We start from the raw sequence: 17,696 nt of genomic DNA on the forward strand, positions 1-17,696 counted from the left end.
AGCGATGAACAAAAAATTCACCGACATTTTCATCGAGCGCCCGGTGCTGGCCAGCGTGGTCAGCCTGGTGATTCTGGTGCTGGGGCTGCGCTCGATCGGGCTGCTGCCGGTGCTGCAGTATCCGTACACGCAAAACGCTGTGGTCACGGTGACGACTGCCTACCCTGGGGCGGATGCCAATCTGGTGGCCAGCTTCATCACCACGCCGCTGGAAAACGCGATCGCGCAGGCCAACGGCATCGACTACATGACCTCGAGCAGTGTGCAGGGGGTCAGCACTATCACCGTCAACCTGCGGCTGAACTACGACCCGGACAAGGCGCTCACCGAGATCAACACCAAGGTCAACTCGGTGCTCAACCAATTGCCGCCGCAGTCGCAAAAGCCGGTGCTGTCGGTGTCGATCGGGCAGACGATCGACGCGATGTACATCGGCTTCTACAGCGATGTGCTCAAGCCCAACCAGATCACCGACTACCTGATCCGCAGCGTGCAGCCCAAGCTGCAGGCGGTCGAGGGTGTGCAGACCGCGGAAATCCTCGGCGCGAAAAACTTTGCCCTGCGCGCCTGGCTTGACCCGCAAAAGCTTGCCGCCTATGGCTTGACCGCAGCCGACGTTTACCAGGCGCTGGCGGCGAACAACTATCTGGCCTCGACCGGCAATGCCAAGGGGCAGATGATCCAGATTGCGCTGTCGGCCAATACCGATCTGAAATCGCTCGATGGCTTCAAGAACATGGTGGTCAAGTCGGTCGGCGGCCGGGTGGTGCGGCTCGACGATGTGGCCAACGTCACGCTGGGATCGGATGATTACGACACTTCGGTCGCCTTCGACGGCAAGACCTCGGTGTACATCGGCATCCAGGTCGCGCCGGGTGCCAACCTGCTCGACGTCATCGCCCGCGTGCGCAAGGTGTTTCCCGACATCCAGGCGCAGCTGCCATCGGGCCTGAAGGGCACCATCGTCTACGACTCGACCAAGTTCGTCAACGCCTCGATCGACGAAGTGATCAAGACCCTGGTCGAAGCGGTGTTCATCGTCGCGCTGGTGGTGTTCCTGTTCCTGGGTTCCCTGCGCGCGCTGATCATTCCACTGGTGGCGATCCCGCTGTCCATCGTCGGCACCTTCACCATCATGCTGGCGCTGGGTTACTCGATCAACCTACTGACCCTGCTGGCCATCGTGCTGGCCATCGGCCTGGTGGTCGATGACGCGATCATCGTGGTCGAGAACGTCAGTCGCCACCTCGAGGAAGGCATGAGTCGGCATGACGCTGCGGTGCGCGCTGCGCGCGAGCTGGCCAACCCCATCATCGCGATGACCATCGTGCTGATCGCGGTGTATGTGCCCATCGGCTTCATGGGCGGTCTGACCGGCGCGCTGTTCACCGAGTTTGCGTTCACCCTGGTGGGCACCGTGGTGATCTCGGCGATCATTGCGCTGACCCTGTCGCCGATGATGTGCTCGCGGCTGCTCAAGGCGTCCAACCCGCAGAGCCACAGCCTACAGGACCGCATCGTGCTGTTCCTCGACCGCACGTTCGAGCGTCTGCACAACCGTTACGAGCGCGTGCTGCACGGCTCGCTCGACTTTCTGCCGGTGACCGCAGTGATGGCGCTGATCGTGCTGGGCTTCATCCCCTACCTGTTCACGACTTCGATGTCCGAGCTGGCGCCGCAGGAAGACCAGGGCGTGCTGATCTCGATCTCGTTCAACAACCCTGCGGCCACGCTCGACCAGCGCGCGCTGTACGCCAAGCAGGTGTACGAGGTGTTCAAGCAATTCCCTGAAACCGACCATGTGTTCCAGCTCAACACCCCGAGCCAGGTGATCGGCGGCATGGTGCTCAAGCCCTGGGATGAACGCACCAAGACGGCCACGCAATTGCAGCCTGTGGTGCAAAAGGACCTGAGCCACATCGCCGGCAGCCAGATCGCGGTGTTCCAGCCGCCGCCGCTGCCCGGCGCGCGTGGGTTGCCGATCCAGTTCGTCATCACCACCAGCGAGCCGTTTTCCAAGCTCTATGAGGTCTCGCAGAAATTCCTGCAGGATGCGCTCAAGACCGGGCAGTTCATTTTCCTGCAGTCCGACCTGCGTATCGACCTGCCGCAGACCCGCATCGAAATCGACCGCAACATGGCCGCGCAGCTCGGTCTGACCATGCAGGATATCGGCTCGGCGCTATCCGCCATGCTCGGTGGCGGCTATGTCAACTTTTTCGAGCTCGACGGCCGTTCGTACAAGGTCATCCCACAGGTCGAGCAAAAGTTTCGCCTCAATCCGGATGCGGTCAAGCACTACTACATCCGCTCCGCCAGCGGCGCGATGGTGCCGCTGTCCACCGTGGTGCATCTAAAGACGACAGTGCAGCCGGAGACGATCAACCACTTTCAGCAGGCCAACTCCGCGACCATTCAGGGCGTGCCCCTGCCCTTTGTCGCGCAAGGCGAGGCGCTGCAGACGCTCACTCAGCTTGCGCGGCAAACGCTGCCCAGCGGTTATGGCTACGACTATGCCGGGCCGTCGCGGCAGTTCGTGCAGGAATCGGGCGGACTGCTGCTGACCTTTGGCTTTGCGCTGGTGATCATCTTTCTTGCGCTGGCTGCGCAGTTCGAGAGCTTCCGCGACCCGGTCATCATCCTGGTGTCGGTGCCGATGGCGATCTCGGGTGCGCTGCTGTTTATCAACCTCGGCATCGGTCATGCGACGCTCAATATCTATAGCGAGGTCGGGCTGGTGACGCTGATTGGGCTGATCTCCAAGCACGGCATTCTGATCGTCGAGTTCGCCAACAATCTGCAGCGCGAGGGCCTGAGCAAGCGCGAGGCGATCGAGCGCGCTGCCGGACTGCGGCTGCGGCCGATCTTGATGACCACCGCGGCCATGGTGTTCGGCGTGCTGCCGCTGATCTTCGCCAGCGGCGCCGGCGCGGTCAGCCGCTTCAGCATGGGGCTGGTCATCGCCTCGGGGCTGTCGATCGGCACGCTGTTCACGCTGTTCGTCGTGCCGGCGATGTACATGCTGCTCGGCGCCGACCATCATGCCGAGGCGCGTGCCAAGGCGCTGCGCGAGGCCGAGGCGCAGGACGCGCTGCGCCAGACGCCGCCGAGCGGCACGCGTTCGGCGCACTGAGAAGTCGTAAAGATGTCGTTGCGAGTGGCCTGCTGCTCATGCGCGCGGCGCGCAGGGTCGAGACAGATCGACCAGATCGGCCAGACCCGAGCGCCGCGCTTTACGGCCAGCGGGCCGCGCAGAAGAAAGATTCACGATTTCTGAGCGGGCGCAGACCAGCCTGACGCCGGCTTCAGAATGGTGGTCTCAGGCCACGGTCTGCGGCAGTTCCTGCACCGCGACCGATTCGAGCGGGCGCCCGGCGCGGCGTTCCCAGTCGGCCTTCTGATCCGGTCCGATGGGGCCGACATTGAAATATTGCGCCTCGGGATGGGCGAAGTAAAAGCCGCTGACACTGGCTGCTGGCAGCATGGCCCAGCTTTCGGTGAGCTCCATGCCGATGTCCTGCGCCCGCAGCACGCGGAACATTTCGCCCTTGACCGAATGCTCGGGGCAGGCCGGGTAGCCGGGCGCCGGGCGGATGCCGCGATACTTTTCTGCGATCAGCTCGGCGGTAGTCAGTGCTTCATCGGGCGCATAGGCCCAGAACTCAGTGCGCACCCGCTGGTGCATGCGCTCGGCGAACGCCTCGGCCAGACGGTCGGCCAGTGCCTTGAACATGATGGCCGAATAGTCGTCGAGATCGTCGAGAAAGGCCTGCTCCTTTTTCTGCACCCCGATGCCCGCGGTCACTGCGAACAGGCCGATGTAGTCCGGCGCAACGCCAACCGGAGCGATGAAGTCGGCCAGCGCGCGGTTCGGCCGGGTCACGCCGTCGACTACCGGGCGCTCGGTCTGCTGGCGCAGGCCGTGCCAGACCATCAGCTCAGTGCGGCGGCTCTCGTCGGTGTAGATCACGATGTCGTCGTCGTTCACACTGTTGGCCGGCCACAGGCCGATCGCGGCATTGGCCGTGAGCCAGCGGCCTTCGATCAATCGCTTGAGCATGCGCTGCGCATCGCTGTAGACGCGGCGTGCAGACTCGCCGACGATGTCGTCGGTGAGGATGTCGGGAAACTTGCCGGCCAGATCCCAGGTCTGGAAGAACGGCGCCCAGTCGATGCTCGCTGCGATTTCGCTCAGGTCATAGTTGCGGAACGCCCGCCGGCCGATGAATTTCGGCACCGGCGGGGTGTAGGCGGCCCAGTCGATGCGCGTCTTGTTCGCGCGCGCTTGCGCCAGCGGCACCAGCGGCGTGGCCCGCTTGCTGGCGTGCAGCGCGCGCACCTTGGCGTAGTCGGCCTCGATCTCGGCGATGAACTGCGCTGCTTGGTCCGACAGCAGGCTTTGCGCCACACCGACGCTGCGCGAGGCATCGGGCACGTAGACCACGGGGCCGTCGTAATGCGGCGCGATTTTCACTGCGGTATGTACCCGGCTGGTCGTCGCCCCACCGATGAGCAGTGGCAGCTTGCGGCTGCGGAAGTAGTCGTCGCGCTGCATTTCGGCGGCCACATGCTGCATCTCCTCGAGGCTTGGGGTGATCAGCCCGGACAGACCGATGATGTCCGCGCCTACCTCGCGTGTCTTGGCGAGGATGTCCTTGGCCGGCACCATCACGCCCATGTTGATCACTTCGAAGTTGTTGCACTGCAAGACTACGGTGACGATGTTCTTGCCGATGTCGTGCACATCGCCTTTGACCGTGGCGATGACGATCTTGCCCTTGGGCCGCACATCGCAGCCGGCGGCCTGCATGTCCAGCTTCTCGGCCTCGATGTACGGCAGCAGATGCGCCACCGCCTGCTTCATCACCCGCGCGCTTTTCACCACCTGCGGCAGGAACATCTTGCCGGCGCCGAACAGATCGCCGACCACGTTCATGCCATCCATCAACGGCCCTTCGATGACATGCAGCGGCCGGCCGCCCTCGGCGCGGATCTGCTGCCACATCGCCTCGGTATCCTCGACGATGAAATCGGTGATGCCGTGCACCAGCGCGTGCTTGAGCCGCTCGCGCACCGGCAGCTCGCGCCAGGCCAAGCGCGCACCCTCATCTTTGGCTGCGCCCTTGACAGCCTCGGCGATTTCAAGCAACCGCTCGGTGGCGTCCGGCCGGCGGTTCAGCACAACGTCCTCCACGCGCTCGCGCAGGTCGGGATCGAGATCGTCGTAGACACCGATCTGACCGGCGTTGACGATGCCCATATCCATCCCGGCGCGGATCGCGTGGTAGAGGAACACGGTGTGGATCGCTTCGCGCACCGGCTCGTTGCCGCGGAACGAAAAGCTCACATTGCTGACCCCGCCCGAGACCTTCGCCCCTGGCAGGTTCTGCTTGATCCAGCGCGTGGCCTCGATGAAGTCGACCGCGTAGTTGTCGTGCTCCTCGATGCCGGTGGCGATGGCGAAAATGTTCGGGTCGAAGATGATGTCTTCCGGCGGAAAGCCGATTTGTTCGACCAGCAGGCGGTAGGCGCGCTCGCAGATCTCGATCTTGCGCGCAAACGAATCGGCCTGCCCGCGTTCGTCGAACGCCATCACCACCGCGGCGGCGCCGTAGCGCCGCACCAGCTTGGCCTGCCGCAGAAACTCGGCTTCGCCTTCCTTCATCGAGATCGAGTTGACAATGCCCTTGCCCTGCACGCAGCGCAGCCCGGCCTCGATCACCTCCCATTTGGAGCTGTCGATCATCACCGGCACGCGGGCGATGTCGGGCTCGGCGGCGAGCAGGTTGAGAAAGCGCACCATCGCCGCCTTGCTGTCGAGCATCGCCTCGTCCATGTTGACGTCGATGATCTGCGCGCCGTTTTCCACCTGCTGGCGGGCTACCGCCAGCGCCTTGTCGAATTCGCCGGCGAGGATCATCCGCGCGAACACCTTCGAGCCAGTGACGTTGGTGCGCTCGCCGATATTGACGAACAGCGAGCCCGGTCCGATGGACAGCGGCTCCAGGCCGGAGAGTTGTAACGGGGCAGGGGCAATGGCGGCGGCAGACATGCGGATGCGGGCGTGATGTTCAGATGCAGGGGCTTGCCCGCGGTGCAGGCGGGCATTTGGGTGAGCGCCGTTGATTCCCCCAAGCCTGGCACCGTCGGATCCCCGCAATCGGTGCTGCAACGCCCCTTGGAATCGTCTATTGTAAGAAGCAGCGTGCAAGCCTGCCTGCTGCCCTACCATGCGCGCATTGCGCCCTCCCGACCATGTCACCTTCACCTCCACTGCGCCGCGCCGACCGCGCCACCTGGGTGCCGCGCATCGCGCAACTGCTGCTGCGCCAACCCGGTCAACGTCTGAGTGCCGACGATGCGGTACTCATCGCAAACCTGATGCAGGTGCGCTGGGTGCAGGCCGGCACGTGCTTCATCCAGCAGGACGACGACGCGCACGACAGCACCATCCTGATGTTGCTCGACGGCGAGGTCACCGTGGAGAAGACGCCGCAGCGCCAGGGCGACAGCCTCGTGGTGTCGATCGCACGGCCAGGGCAGATGTTCGGTGAGATGGGCGTGCTGCTCGACGCGCCGCGCAGCGCGAGCTGCGTGGCCTATTCAGACGTGGCGCTGGCCGAACTCAGCCGCGCTGCGCTCGACCTGCTGGTCGAGCAACACCCGGCAGCGGCGGCGCGGCTGGCGCTGGGCATCGCCAGTCGCCTGGCCGAACACCTTCGCGACACCTCGAACAAGCTCAGCTCCATGTCCCGGCTGGTCAGCGCGATGCACCCGGCGATCCGCGTGCAGATGCTCGGGCCGAAGTCGGGGTTATCGCCCAGCCAGATCGCCGGCTCGGCAGACCCGGACGACCCGCCTTCACGCTGATCCGGTCACAGCCGACCCACAGCCTCGGCGGCCAGCCAGCTCACCACGCTGGCGAGCAGGAACACCAGAAATCCGATATTGCTCTGCATTCCCAGGCGCTCGGTGAAAAACCGCCGCAGGCCGTACACGGCAAACGGGTAGATGATCAGCGAGACAAAGAATCCAGCCACGGCATGCGTCTCCAGTGGGGTCGCACGCGGCAGGCGGTGCCACCCTACCTGGATTATTTTGTCGCCTGCGGTGCGTGGCAGGTGTGAGGATGTGTAAAGGCCCGTTGGTAAACGAATACGGAGGCCGGTGGTGCATTGCGCCAGGCCAGGCCCGAGCGGCGCACTTGCAGCCCGAGCTCCTCGCGCAGCGCCCGCGATACCGGGCTGGCATGTCCGTAGGTGAACTGCACGAAGCAGCCGCCGGGCCGCAGCACTGCAAACGCTTCGGTCAGGATCGAGCGCTGCATGGCGCGCGGCATCGACAGCAGACCCAGGCCGCTGATCACCGCGTCTGCCGGTCCGTCCAGCGCGTAGCCGCAGGCCAGTGCCGCGGTACGCAGCGCGCAGGCGTCGGCCCGGATCACCTGCAGATCGGGAAATCGCTGGCACAGCAGCTCGTGCAGTGCGGGGTCACGTTCGACCACGAGCAGATTGCATGGCTGCAGCCCGTATTCGACCAGCGCCCGGGTGAACGCACCGGTGCCCGCGCCCAGCTCGATCACCCGTTGCCGGGCCGGGTCGGACTGCGGCAGCAGCGCAAGCGGCTTGAGCATTTGCTGGCTGAGCTGCCGACCGGACGGCAGCACCGCGGCCACCCCAATCGGGTCGCGCGCCCAGGCGCGCAGGAAGGTGCCGATCTGCTGCGCAGTGCGGACGCGGGATGCGGAGGGTGGGGATGGCAAACGCATGCGGGTGGTTATTCTTCCGGCTCGACGCCGGAAGAGTCCCGGCTGCGCCTGTCTGCATGAATGTCTGGATTGCACAGACTGCAACTTGGCTGAAACTTAGCATGAACGCCGATCCGAACATGTCCGCCGCTGTCCCCGCGCTGCAATGGCTGGGTTTGCGCGACTATCTGGACACCTGGGAGGCGATGCGCGCCTTCACCGCCGCGCGCACCGCGAGTACGCCCGACCAGCTCTGGGGTGTGGAGCATCCGCCGGTATTCACCCTGGGACAGGCTGGCAGGCCCGAGCATGTGCTGGCGCCGCATGCGGTGCCGGTGGTGTACACCGACCGCGGCGGGCAGGTGACCTATCACGGTCCGGGGCAGGCGGTGGTCTATCTGCTGCTCGACATTCGCCGCCACCGCTGGATGGTGCGCGAGACCGTGCAGCGTATCGAGGAGGCGGTGATCCGCACTCTAGGGCGCTGGGGCATTGCGGGGCAGCGACGATCGGGTGCGCCCGGTATCTATCTGGCCAGCGGCGAGAAGATTTCCGCCTTGGGGCTCAAGGTGCGCGCCGGCTGTACCTACCACGGCGTGGCGATCAATGTGGACATGGATCTGACCCCGTTCGAATGGATCAACCCCTGCGGCTATCCGGGGCTGCGCACCATCGACATGGCCAGTCTGGGCGTGCCCGCCACGGTCGAGCAGGTGGCTGCGGCCTTTGCCGAGGAATTCGCCGCGATCTGGCAGGCACCTGCCGCGGCGCCTAACATGATGTCTTGAACGCGTTTTCCCTTGCTGCCATGACCACGCCCCCCCCCTTGCACGCCGACCCCACGATCAAACAGAAAGGGCAGGCCAAGACCGCGCGCATCCCGATCAAGATCGTCGCCGAGCACGCGCCGCTGCGCAAGCCAGAGTGGATCCGGGTGAAGGCGGCCGCGCCCTCGTCGCAGTTCTATGCCATCAAGGGACTGCTGCGCGAACACAGGCTGGTGACCGTGTGCGAAGAGGCAAGCTGTCCGAACATCGGCGAATGCTTCGGCAAGGGCACGGCGACCTTCATGATCATGGGCGACAAGTGCACGCGGCGCTGCCCGTTCTGCGATGTCGGCCACGGCCGACCCGATCCGCTCGATCCCGCGGAGCCCGCCAATCTGGCCCGTGCGATCTCGGCGATGAAATTGCGCTACGTGGTCATCACCAGCGTGGACCGCGACGACCTGCGCGACGGCGGCGCGCAGCATTTCGTCGACTGCATCCAGGCCGCCCGCGCCATGTCGCCCGGCACGCAGATCGAAGTGCTGGTGCCCGACTTCCGCGGCCGCCTGGACAAGGCGCTGGATATTTTCGCCGCCGGTCTGCCCGATGTGATGAACCACAACCTCGAGACCGTGCCGCGCCTGTACAAGCAGGCCCGCCCCGGCGCCGACTACGCGCACTCGCTCAATCTGCTGGCCGACTTCAAGGCGCGCTACCCCGGCATTCCGACCAAGAGCGGGCTGATGGTCGGCCTGGGCGAGACCGACGACGAAATTCTCGAGGTGATGCGCGACCTGCGCGCCCACGGGGTGGACATGCTCACCATCGGCCAGTACCTCGCGCCCACTCGTCACCACCTGCCGGTGGCGCGTTATGTGCATCCCGACACCTTCGCGCGGTTCGAACACGAGGCCCAAGCCATGGGCTTCACCCACGCCGCAGTCGGCGCGCTGGTGCGCAGTAGTTATCACGCCGACCAGCAGGCGCACGCCGCCGGGGTTTGACCCGAAGGTTTGCGCTGACGCAGCCGGGCGAGCGCTGGTGTGGACGACAATTTTTGCAGTCCGTCCGACGTTCCAGGAGATGCCTCGATGAAATCCGCCGCCTACGCTCTCGGCCTGTCCGGGCTGATTCCGTTCATCGCACTGGGGCTGGCCACGTGGATCGCGCCCGCCGCTTCGCTGACCGCTGTGGTGGTCATCCAGGCCCAGTACGCTGCGGCGATCCTGAGCTTTCTCGGTGCGCTCTACTGGGGAGGCTTGCTGGTGCAGCCCGAGGCGCAGGCGCAGCGCCCCTGGCTGCTGCTCGGCTGGGGCGTGGTGCTGCCGCTGTGGGCATGGCGCATGACCTGGGCATCGAACTGGGTGTACGGCATGTCCGGGCTGTTCATCGGCCTGGCGGTGGCCTATGCCGCCGACGTGTCGCTGCGCAGACTGCTGCCCTGGCCCGCGTGGTTCCTGCAACTGCGGCTGTGGCTGACCCTGGGCGCGCTGCTCGGCCTGGGCCTGACGCTGGTGCGGCTCTACACCCTCAAGCCTGCGGGCTGAAACGCGGCCGGTTCAGCGCGCATTTGCTGCCGTGGCGGCGCAGTCGGCACACAGGCCCCGCACCTCCAGCCGGGCATGGTGGGCGACAAAGCCCGTGGATGTCACGGCCTGGGCGATTGCGCTATCCAGCGCATCACTGTGCAGTTCCTCTACCCGCCCGCATTGGGTGCACAGCAGCAGGTGCGCGGCGTGCGGCGTGTCGGGGTGGTTACAGCCGACGAAGGCATTGAGGCTGTCGACCCGGTGCACCAGTCCCTGCTCCAGCAGAAAGTCCAGCGCACGATACACCGTGGGCGGCTTGGCGGCGTGATCCTCGGTGGAGAGCTGGGCGAGTAGGTCGTAAGCCTTGACCGCCTCGGGGCGAGACTGCACCAGCTCGAGCACACGGCGACGCAGCGGCGTCAGTCGCACCCCGCGCGCAGCGCACAGCGCCTCGGCGTGCTGCAGGGCATCGTTGTGGGCGGGGCGATCGGCAGTGCGGGCGCGGGTCATGGGCACAAGTATGCATCAGCGCGGGCATGCGCGGCATCATTCCTGCGCGGGCACATGCCTAACAGGCCGTTGAAAAACTACTGCGGTGGGCCATCTGCGGCGTTGCACGGTGCGCGTTGCCTTGCCTATCTATTTGATATGTCTTGGTCGCTGCGCGCCGTGCGCCTTGCATCTGGCCATCCTCGCGACGTTTTTCAACGGCCTGCTAACCTTGAAAAAAATGGTGCAGCCGCTGCGGCTGAACGGAGCATGCTGGCCCAGATGTGCAGGCTGCGCATCCAGATGCCTGCGGGGTGTCGGCCAATGCGTTCATGGCGTCACCTGCCGCGTCGGCATGATCAGCAATTCTTGCGGGTTGACATGCGGCGGCTGCGCGAAGGCGTAGACCAGCGCCTGCGCGATGTCTTCGGCGTGCAGCGCGGCAACCGCGTCGCGCCGTGCCTTCATCTGCTCGGTCGGCACGTTGTAGCCCCAGTCGGTGTAGACCGCGCCCGGTTCGATCAGCGAAACGCGGATACCCTCCGGGCCGAGTTCTTTGCGCAGCGCGTCGTGCAGGCCGACGACGGCGAACTTGGTCGCGTTGTAGACCGCCCAGCCTTCGATGCCGCGGCGCCCGCCGACGCTCGACACCGTGCTGATCATTGCCCCGGGGCGGCCGCGCAGCAGCGGGATTGCCGCGCGCGTGCAAAACAGCACGCCCCAGAGGTTGGCGTCGATCGTCGTCTTCCACTCGGCGGTTTTGCCGTGCTCGAACTTGCCGAAGTAGCCCACGCCCGCGTTGTTGAACAGCAGGTCCAGCCCGCCAAAGCGCGCGGCGACCTGCTCGAACAGCCGCTCGACTTGCGCCTCGTCGCCGACATCGGTCGGCACCGCGAGTGCACGCTCGCCGAGCTCGGCGGCCAAGCGCGCGAGCTTGTCCGCCGAGCGCGCAGCGAGCACGACCTGCATGCCCTCGGTAACGAGTGCCCGTGCCGCGGCGGCGCCAATGCCGCTCGACGCACCGGTGACGACCGCGATGCGGTCTTGCAGTGAACGCAGTTGCATGAGCAATTCCTCCTCGCGTTGAAATCTGCACAGATGCTAGACCCGCATGCACCGCGCTGCAGCCGGGCGGCCGATGCTGCTGCGCGCCGCGGGGCGAAGCGGCCGGTGGCTTGCGCACGGGCCGAACTTGTGTCTGACCGCGCAAGACAGGATTGCGCTGCGCAGTGCTGCAGGCGTGGCAAGGCACGAAAAAAGCCGCCAGCAGGCGGCTTATCGGGCAGGCCGAGGTCAGCTCAGTTCCTCGTACAGCGGCAGCGTGAGAAAGTCGGTGAAGGTCTCGCCTGTGGCCATCTGCTCGAAAATCCTTGCAGCCTTGTCGAACTCGCCGTGTGCACCGGTCGCCTTGACCCGCGCCAGCTCCTCGGGGATCAGCGCGCGCACCAGTTCGGCAGTCACCTTGCGGCCGTCGTCCAGCACGCCCTTGGGGCTGTGGATCCATTGCCAGACCTGGCTGCGTGAAATCTCGGCGGTGGCGGCGTCTTCCATCAGGTTGTGGATCGGCACCGCGCCACTGCCGGCCAGCCATGCGCCCAGATAGTGGATGCCGACGTTGATGTTGTTACGCAGCCCGGCTTCGGTGATCGGCTGCTCGGGGCGGAAGTCGAGCAGATCGGCGGCGCTGACCCGCACGTCGTCGCGCTGCTTGTCGATCTGGTTCGGCCGCTCACCCAGCACGGCGACGAACTCCTCCATTGCCACCTGCACCAGCCCGGGGTGTGCCACCCAGCCGCCGTCATAACCATCGGTGGCGTCGCGTCGCTTGTCCTGGCGGATGCCTTGCATCGCCTGCGCATTCTTCTCGGGGTCGTTCTTGATTGGGATCAGCGCGCTCATGCCGCCGATCGCCGGCGCCCGCCGCTTGTGGCAGGTCTTGAGCAGCAGCAGCGCGTAAGCGCGCATGAACGGCACGGTCATGGTGATGCGCGCACGGTCGGCCAGGCAGAAGTTGCGGTCGTTGCGGAACTTCTTGATCGCGCTGAAGATGTAGTCCCAACGCCCGGCGTTCAGCCCAGCGCTGTGCTCGCGCAATTCATAGAGGATCTCGTCCATTTCGAACGCGGCGAGAATGGTCTCGATCAGCACGGTCGCCTTGATCGAGCCGCGCGGCAGGCCAAGCTGCTCCTGCGCAAAGATGAACACATCGTTCCACAGCCGCGCCTCGAGGTGGCTTTCCAGCTTCGGTAAATAGAAATACGGCCCGGCGCCGCGTGCGAGCAGCTCGCGCGCGTTGTGGAAGAAAAACAGGCCGAAGTCGAACAGGCTGCCGCTGATCCGCTGGCCGTCGACCAACAGGTGCTTCTCATCCAGATGCCAGCCGCGCGGGCGCACCTGCAGCGTGGCCACACGCTCGCCCAGTTCGTAGATCTTGCCGTTTTGCTCGAAGCGGATGGTGCCGCGGATGGCATCGAACAGGTTGACCTGACCCTGCACCTGGTTGTCCCAGTTTGGCGTATTCGCGTCCTCGAAATCGGCCATGTAGCTGTCGGCCCCCGAGTTCAGCGCGTTGATGATCATTTTGCGATCGACCGGGCCGGTGATCTCGACGCGGCGACGCGCAAGCGCCGCAGGCAGCGGTGCGATCGTCCAGTCGCCTTCGCGCACCGCGCGCGTCTCGGGCAGGAAGTCCGGGCGCTCGCCGGCGTCGAGTCGCTTGGTGCGGGCAGCGCGTGCGGCGAGCAGTTCGCGGCGGCGCGGCTCGAAAGTACGGTGCAGTTGGGCCACGAAGGCCAGCGCCTGCGGGGTGAGGATGCGGTCAAAGCCTGGCTGCAGCGGGGCGTTCAGGCTGACGCCCTGAGGGGCGGACAAAGTGTTCATTCGGCGATCTCCGTCATGGGTTGAAAGGTTGCGTTCGCTGCGTGGCAACGGGTCGCGCGGCGTGCAGGCGAACGCCCATCTTTGTGGGATGACGACAGTTTATGCTGCGCCGCCGCATCAGGTGAGCGGATCAGGGCAAAGGGATCAGGGCAAAGGCGTGGGTGAAGACAGCACCGACCAAGTTCCCTACGCGCTGCGCATCCGGGCTGCTGGCGGTCTGCTGTGTTGCATATCCTCGCCATGGCGGGGGCGATTGTCCCGGTGCGCGCGCTTCTCGCAGTCAGGCACGCAGCGGGGTTTGCATTCCTCCCCCTCCCAGCCTTCCCCCACGCGGTGGGGAAGGGGCCATACCGTATGCGATTGCCGGGTCAATATTCAGTGTTGCTAGATTGATGGCTTTTCCAGATGCAAGGCATGCGAAGATGGACAAGCTCAAACAGATCGAAACCTTCGTTGCCGTGGCGACCAAGGGCAGCCTGACTGCCGCGGCGCATGCGCAAGGGGTGGCAGCGGCGATCATCGGGCGACGCATCGATGCGCTGGAGGAGCGGCTCGGCGTCAAGCTGCTGGTGCGCACCACCCGCCGCATCAGCCTGACCGAGGAGGGCAGCGCCTTTCTGGAAAACTGCCAGCGCCTGCTGGCCGACCTGCACAACGCCGAAGCCAGCGTCAGTGCCGGTGGGGTCAAGGCCAGCGGGCATTTGCGCATCACCGCACCGGCGGGATTCGGGCGTCGGCTGGTCGCCCCACTGATCCCGGAATTCCTCGACCGGCATCCCGAGGTCACACTCTCACTGGACCTGACTGACCGTCTGGTCGATCTGGTCAACGAAGGCTATGACTGTGCGGTGCGCGTGGGGGATCTGACCGATTCCTCCCTGGTCAGCCTGCGGCTGGCGGACAACCGCCGCGTCTGCGTGGCCTCGCCGGAGTATGTGCGCAGGTTTGGCGCGCCGGACACGCCGGCTGATCTGGCCCGACACAATTGTCTGGCCTATGCGTCGGTGGGCAGCCAGCCGCGCGGCTGGGTGTTCCAGAGTGGCGGCCAGATCATGCATGTGCGCGTGAGCGGGCGCATGGACTGCACCGACGGCGCGGTGCTGCATCAATGGTGCCTGGAGGGTCGGGGCATCGCCTGGCGCTCGTTCTGGGAAGTGGGCGACAATCTGCGCGAAGGCAGGCTGGTGGCGCTGCTGGAGGGCTATGCCGCGCCGCCCAACGGCATTTTCGCGCTGTTCACTCAGCGCAAGTTTCAGCCGTTGCGGCTGCGGGTCTGGCTGGACTATCTCAAACAGAAATTCGCCCGGCTGGGTACGCAGACCGCCGGCTGAGCGGCCAGCATCACGCTGGTTGCGCCAGCAGCCGGTCGATCAGCTGATGCAATTGGGCAAAGTCGGGTGGCCCGACATATTGCTTGACGATATGCCCGGATTTGTCGATCAAAAAGCTCGTCGGGGTGAGCCGAACGTCCTTGAACGCCTTGGCCGTCTGGCCGCTGGCGTCGAACGCCACGGTGAATGGCAGTTGCCGCTGCTGCACGAAGTTGCGCACGAAGGTCGGGTTGTCATAGCTCATGGCCACGGCGACCAGATCGAAGCCCTTGGGGCTGAGCTGTTCATAGGTCTTGACCAGTTCGGGCATCTCGCCCACGCAGGTGGTGCAGCTCGTCGCCCAGAAGTTAACCAGCACCACCTTGCCGCGGTAAGCCGACAGATCGACCGTTTTGCCGTCGAGCAGGCTGAAGCTGGCGTTGGGCGCCAGCGGCTTTTGCTCCAGCGCAGACCAGCCGAGATAGCCGCCAATGGCCATCACGACCAGCACCACCGCGGCGATAAGCGATTTGGACAGGGATTTCATGGGCGTGTCTTGATTGCACTATCCAGCCAATGACATCGCGATTTTAGGTCGCTCGCCCGCGCCACGGCGCTCACCCTGCGCACGATGCGGCGATTCGAGGCTGCCGCGCGGCGTTCAGGCAAGGCGGAATCAGTTCTTGTGATACGACGCGCGGGGACTTGTTCAGTATTGCCTTCAGTACGGCAGCTGCACCGGCCGGCCCAGCGCCCAGTTGTGCTCGAAGTCCGCCAGGTAGCGCGCGGCCAGTGCGGGCGCGTTCCACACCACCAGCACGTTTTCCGCGTTGCGATACGCAGCAGAGTAGGTGTAGTTGAAACTGCCGGTCTGCACGGTTTGGCGGTCGATGACCAGATATTTGTCGTGGAAGATGGGGTAGGCATCGACCGTGCGCACCGCGATGCCCGCATTGCACAGGATGCCGATGGCATGCCGGGCGACGCGCGCGTCCTCGCCGAGGTTGGCTTTCCAGTCCAGCAGCACCTGCACCGTGACCCCGCGTTTTTTCGCCCGCACCAGAGCCCGCGCCACGTCGGCGGAGGTCAGCACGTAGGCCGCCATATGGATGCTGCGATGCGCCTGGTCGATTGCCGCGATCACTAGCGCCAGTGCATCGCCCGACGGGGCAAACGCGCTCGATACCGCTGCGCCCTGCGGCAGCGCGGTGGGTTGTGGCGGCCGCGCCTGCGCGGGCAGGGTGCAGGCCGCGGTCAGCAGCACGCCAGCCAGCACGCCAGCCAGCAGACGGGTGCGAGAGATGTCGATCGACATGGGCAGGGGGCACGAAAAAGCCCGGCGGATGCCGGGCCGGGGCCGCGGGCCTGCAGTCGTATCAGGCTGCGCGCCGGGTCACTTCAGATGTTGGCTGACCAGTTTGGTCATCTCGAACATGCTGACCTGATCCTTGCCGAAAACCGGCTTGAGCTTGGCGTCGGCGTTGATCATGCGCTTGTTCGCCGCGTCCTGCAACTTGTGCTGCTTGATGTAGTCCCAGAGCTTTTTCACCACTTCGGTGCGCGGCAGCGGGGTAGAGCCGACCACGGCGGCGAGTTGTGCCGACGGGGTCAGCGGTTTCATGAACGCCGCGCTGGGTTGACGGGTGGTTTTGGCGGCTGTGGCTTTTTTTGCCGCGGGTTTTGCAGTGGCCATATCGAGTGCACTCCGAGAAGTTGAGCGTTTGGTCTGCGCGGCGCGCCGCGCAGGTTCACGGTGGTCATGAAGCGGGCTTGGGCGTGCCGTGCCCGCTGAGCGATTGGGCCGACCCGAGCGGCACAGATCAGAAGCGCCGCGCCCCGATCGGCGCGGCATCGCCGCAGGATCGAACCCAAACGCGCGCATCTTAAGCCGTACGCGCCACAGACAAACGGATTTGCGGCATTTTTTTGCATTCGGCCGGCCGGTTTGTGGGCGTGTCTATCGCAATGCGGCGCGGGCTGGGCTTGTCGTGCGCTCGTGCGCCAATGCACATTTCTCCTTACACTGGGCCGGGCACGTGACCCGTGTGTGTTCCATTCCAACCCGCAAGGAGTCTGTCGATGAATCCATCCACGCTTGACCCGAAGAAGCTCATTGCCGCCGCGCTCGCCTGCGGCCTGCTGGCCGCATGGCCTGCGCATGCGCAGTTCGCCAAGCCCGAAAAGGCAGTCCAATACCGCCAGTCCGCCTTCGTCATCATGGGCACCAGCTTTGCGCGCATCGGCGCGATGGTGCAGGGCAAGGCGCCGTTCGATCCCAAGGCTGCGCTGGAAAACGCCGAGATCGTCGCCATGATGTCGCATCTGCCTTGGCAAGCCTTCGGGCCGGGCACCGACCTGCCGGATTCGCACGCCAAGCCGACGATCTGGAAAGAGATGGACAAGTTCAAGGCCGACGCCAACAAGCTGCAGGAGATGACGCCCAAGCTGGTCGCCGCGGCCAAGACCGGCAAGCTCGACGAGATCAAGGTGGCCTTTGGCGAAACCGCCAAGACCTGCAAGTCCTGCCACGACAGCTTCCGCGAAGAGCTTTGACCGCCAGAGCCCCGTTGACGACAAACCCGCCGCTGGCGGGTTTGTCGTTTCAGCGGGCCGCAGCCGGGGCGCTGCGCACGCTTGCGTCCTGCTCAGCGGCAAACAGTTCACCCAGCCGCGCAATGGCGGTATCGATTTGTTGCGGCATGGAGGTGGCGTACGACAACCGCAAGGTGTTGCGCGGCGCGGGCTTTGCAGCGCCCGTAGCCCGTTCGGTGCGCACTTTTTCAACGGCCTGTTAGAGCGCCAGACGCTGGGTCAGGCTGGGGTGGGGGACTGCAGGTCGGCGGCCTGGCGCGCCAGGGTCATTCTGGTGATGACGTGCCGCGGCGCGTGCGCATAACTCAGTCCTGGCGACAGCACCTTGGAAAAGGTGCACAGCAGGATGCGCCTGCCCGGCAGTTGCGCGGTCAAGTGGTGC

17 protein-coding genes and 1 riboswitch are annotated in these 17,696 nt (G+C 65.3%); of the genes, 7 read left to right on the forward strand and 10 right to left on the reverse strand.

Annotated elements, in window-relative coordinates:
• Positions 1-4 precede the first annotated feature (4 nt).
• Complete coding sequence (locus ACZ47F_RS05090) at positions 5-3,133, forward strand: efflux RND transporter permease subunit (protein ID WP_464926203.1); 3,129 nt, start codon at positions 5-7, stop codon at positions 3,131-3,133.
• 186 nt (positions 3,134-3,319) lie between these two features.
• Here the strand turns inward: ACZ47F_RS05090 and metH are convergent, their stop codons facing one another.
• Positions 3,320-6,052, reverse strand: coding sequence for a methionine synthase (gene metH, locus ACZ47F_RS05095; RefSeq protein WP_464926204.1), 2,733 nt, complete (start codon positions 6,050-6,052; stop codon positions 3,320-3,322).
• Positions 6,053-6,107: 55 nt separating this feature from the next.
• Positions 6,108-6,186: riboswitch (S-adenosyl-L-homocysteine riboswitch) on the reverse strand.
• Between the two features lie 69 nt (positions 6,187-6,255).
• On the opposite strand from metH, the gene ACZ47F_RS05100 reads away from it, so the two are divergent.
• The gene (locus ACZ47F_RS05100) at positions 6,256-6,870 is read left to right on the forward strand and encodes a Crp/Fnr family transcriptional regulator (protein ID WP_464926205.1); all 615 of its coding nucleotides are present in this window, start codon (positions 6,256-6,258) and stop codon (positions 6,868-6,870) included.
• 5 nt (positions 6,871-6,875) lie between these two features.
• On the opposite strand, the gene ACZ47F_RS05105 is transcribed toward ACZ47F_RS05100, so the two are convergent.
• Positions 6,876-7,040 carry a hypothetical protein gene (locus ACZ47F_RS05105; protein ID WP_464926206.1) on the reverse strand — a complete coding sequence of 55 codons (165 nt, stop codon included), beginning with the start codon at positions 7,038-7,040 and terminating at the stop codon, positions 6,876-6,878.
• A gap of 53 nt (positions 7,041-7,093) precedes the next feature.
• A complete protein-coding gene (locus ACZ47F_RS05110; RefSeq protein WP_464926207.1) occupies positions 7,094-7,768 on the reverse strand; it encodes a class I SAM-dependent methyltransferase in 675 nt (224 codons plus the stop codon).
• Between the two features lie 119 nt (positions 7,769-7,887).
• Between ACZ47F_RS05110 and lipB the strand changes: the two genes are divergently transcribed.
• From lipB to ACZ47F_RS05125, 3 genes are all read left to right on the forward strand, one after another.
• On the forward strand, positions 7,888-8,535 hold the full coding sequence (gene lipB, locus ACZ47F_RS05115) for a lipoyl(octanoyl) transferase LipB (protein ID WP_464926208.1): 648 nt from the start codon (positions 7,888-7,890) through the stop codon (positions 8,533-8,535).
• A gap of 20 nt (positions 8,536-8,555) precedes the next feature.
• Positions 8,556-9,518 carry a lipoyl synthase gene (gene lipA / locus ACZ47F_RS05120; RefSeq protein ID WP_464926209.1) on the forward strand — a complete coding sequence of 321 codons (963 nt, stop codon included), beginning with the start codon at positions 8,556-8,558 and terminating at the stop codon, positions 9,516-9,518.
• 87 nt (positions 9,519-9,605) lie between these two features.
• On the forward strand, positions 9,606-10,061 hold the full coding sequence (locus tag ACZ47F_RS05125) for a DUF3429 domain-containing protein (protein WP_464926210.1): 456 nt from the start codon (positions 9,606-9,608) through the stop codon (positions 10,059-10,061).
• A gap of 12 nt (positions 10,062-10,073) precedes the next feature.
• Here ACZ47F_RS05125 and ACZ47F_RS05130 read toward each other — a convergent pair whose 3' ends face one another.
• The 3 genes from ACZ47F_RS05130 to aceB form a co-directional block, all read right to left on the reverse strand.
• Positions 10,074-10,553, reverse strand: coding sequence for a transcriptional repressor (locus ACZ47F_RS05130; RefSeq protein WP_464926211.1), 480 nt, complete (start codon positions 10,551-10,553; stop codon positions 10,074-10,076).
• A 309-nt stretch (positions 10,554-10,862) separates the two neighbouring features.
• Positions 10,863-11,597, reverse strand: a complete 735-nt coding sequence (locus ACZ47F_RS05135; RefSeq protein ID WP_464926212.1) for an SDR family oxidoreductase — start codon at positions 11,595-11,597, stop codon at positions 10,863-10,865.
• Between the two features lie 228 nt (positions 11,598-11,825).
• A complete protein-coding gene (aceB, locus tag ACZ47F_RS05140) occupies positions 11,826-13,412 on the reverse strand; it encodes a malate synthase A (RefSeq protein ID WP_464926213.1) in 1,587 nt (528 codons plus the stop codon).
• Between the two features lie 422 nt (positions 13,413-13,834).
• On the opposite strand from aceB, the gene ACZ47F_RS05145 reads away from it, so the two are divergent.
• A complete protein-coding gene (locus tag ACZ47F_RS05145) occupies positions 13,835-14,743 on the forward strand; it encodes a LysR family transcriptional regulator (protein WP_464926214.1) in 909 nt (302 codons plus the stop codon).
• A 10-nt stretch (positions 14,744-14,753) separates the two neighbouring features.
• Here ACZ47F_RS05145 and ACZ47F_RS05150 read toward each other — a convergent pair whose 3' ends face one another.
• The 3 genes from ACZ47F_RS05150 to ACZ47F_RS05160 form a co-directional block, all read right to left on the reverse strand.
• Positions 14,754-15,269 carry a peroxiredoxin family protein gene (locus tag ACZ47F_RS05150; RefSeq protein WP_464926215.1) on the reverse strand — a complete coding sequence of 172 codons (516 nt, stop codon included), beginning with the start codon at positions 15,267-15,269 and terminating at the stop codon, positions 14,754-14,756.
• 174 nt (positions 15,270-15,443) lie between these two features.
• Positions 15,444-16,037 (reverse strand): phospholipase D family nuclease, encoded by a 594-nt coding sequence (locus ACZ47F_RS05155; RefSeq protein WP_464926216.1) that lies wholly within the window; start codon positions 16,035-16,037, stop codon positions 15,444-15,446.
• A gap of 78 nt (positions 16,038-16,115) precedes the next feature.
• The gene (locus ACZ47F_RS05160) at positions 16,116-16,574 is read right to left on the reverse strand and encodes an SWIB/MDM2 domain-containing protein (protein WP_464926217.1); all 459 of its coding nucleotides are present in this window, start codon (positions 16,572-16,574) and stop codon (positions 16,116-16,118) included.
• A gap of 227 nt (positions 16,575-16,801) precedes the next feature.
• On the opposite strand from ACZ47F_RS05160, the gene ACZ47F_RS05165 reads away from it, so the two are divergent.
• On the forward strand, positions 16,802-17,275 hold the full coding sequence (locus ACZ47F_RS05165; protein WP_464926218.1) for a c-type cytochrome: 474 nt from the start codon (positions 16,802-16,804) through the stop codon (positions 17,273-17,275).
• A gap of 258 nt (positions 17,276-17,533) precedes the next feature.
• On the opposite strand, the gene ACZ47F_RS05170 is transcribed toward ACZ47F_RS05165, so the two are convergent.
• Positions 17,534-17,689, reverse strand: coding sequence for a hypothetical protein (locus ACZ47F_RS05170; RefSeq protein ID WP_464926219.1), 156 nt, complete (start codon positions 17,687-17,689; stop codon positions 17,534-17,536).
• Positions 17,690-17,696 lie beyond the last annotated feature (7 nt).

The sequence above is a fragment of the Thiomonas islandica genome (genome assembly GCF_055383445.1).

Coding starts and splice junctions, on each gene's coding strand:
- ACZ47F_RS05090 (WP_464926203.1), top strand. CDS start 5: ATGAACAAAAAATTCACCGACATTTTCATCGAGCGCCCGGTGCTGGCC.
- metH (WP_464926204.1), bottom strand. CDS start 6,052: ATGTCTGCCGCCGCCATTGCCCCTGCCCCGTTACAACTCTCCGGCCTG.
- ACZ47F_RS05100 (WP_464926205.1), top strand. CDS start 6,256: ATGTCACCTTCACCTCCACTGCGCCGCGCCGACCGCGCCACCTGGGTG.
- ACZ47F_RS05110 (WP_464926207.1), bottom strand. CDS start 7,768: ATGCGTTTGCCATCCCCACCCTCCGCATCCCGCGTCCGCACTGCGCAG.
- lipB (WP_464926208.1), top strand. CDS start 7,888: ATGTCCGCCGCTGTCCCCGCGCTGCAATGGCTGGGTTTGCGCGACTAT.
- lipA (WP_464926209.1), top strand. CDS start 8,556: ATGACCACGCCCCCCCCCTTGCACGCCGACCCCACGATCAAACAGAAA.
- ACZ47F_RS05125 (WP_464926210.1), top strand. CDS start 9,606: ATGAAATCCGCCGCCTACGCTCTCGGCCTGTCCGGGCTGATTCCGTTC.
- ACZ47F_RS05130 (WP_464926211.1), bottom strand. CDS start 10,553: ATGACCCGCGCCCGCACTGCCGATCGCCCCGCCCACAACGATGCCCTG.
- ACZ47F_RS05135 (WP_464926212.1), bottom strand. CDS start 11,597: ATGCAACTGCGTTCACTGCAAGACCGCATCGCGGTCGTCACCGGTGCG.
- aceB (WP_464926213.1), bottom strand. CDS start 13,412: ATGAACACTTTGTCCGCCCCTCAGGGCGTCAGCCTGAACGCCCCGCTG.
- ACZ47F_RS05145 (WP_464926214.1), top strand. CDS start 13,835: ATGGACAAGCTCAAACAGATCGAAACCTTCGTTGCCGTGGCGACCAAG.
- ACZ47F_RS05150 (WP_464926215.1), bottom strand. CDS start 15,269: ATGAAATCCCTGTCCAAATCGCTTATCGCCGCGGTGGTGCTGGTCGTG.
- ACZ47F_RS05155 (WP_464926216.1), bottom strand. CDS start 16,037: ATGTCGATCGACATCTCTCGCACCCGTCTGCTGGCTGGCGTGCTGGCT.
- ACZ47F_RS05160 (WP_464926217.1), bottom strand. CDS start 16,574: ATGCCGCGCCGATCGGGGCGCGGCGCTTCTGATCTGTGCCGCTCGGGT.
- ACZ47F_RS05165 (WP_464926218.1), top strand. CDS start 16,802: ATGAATCCATCCACGCTTGACCCGAAGAAGCTCATTGCCGCCGCGCTC.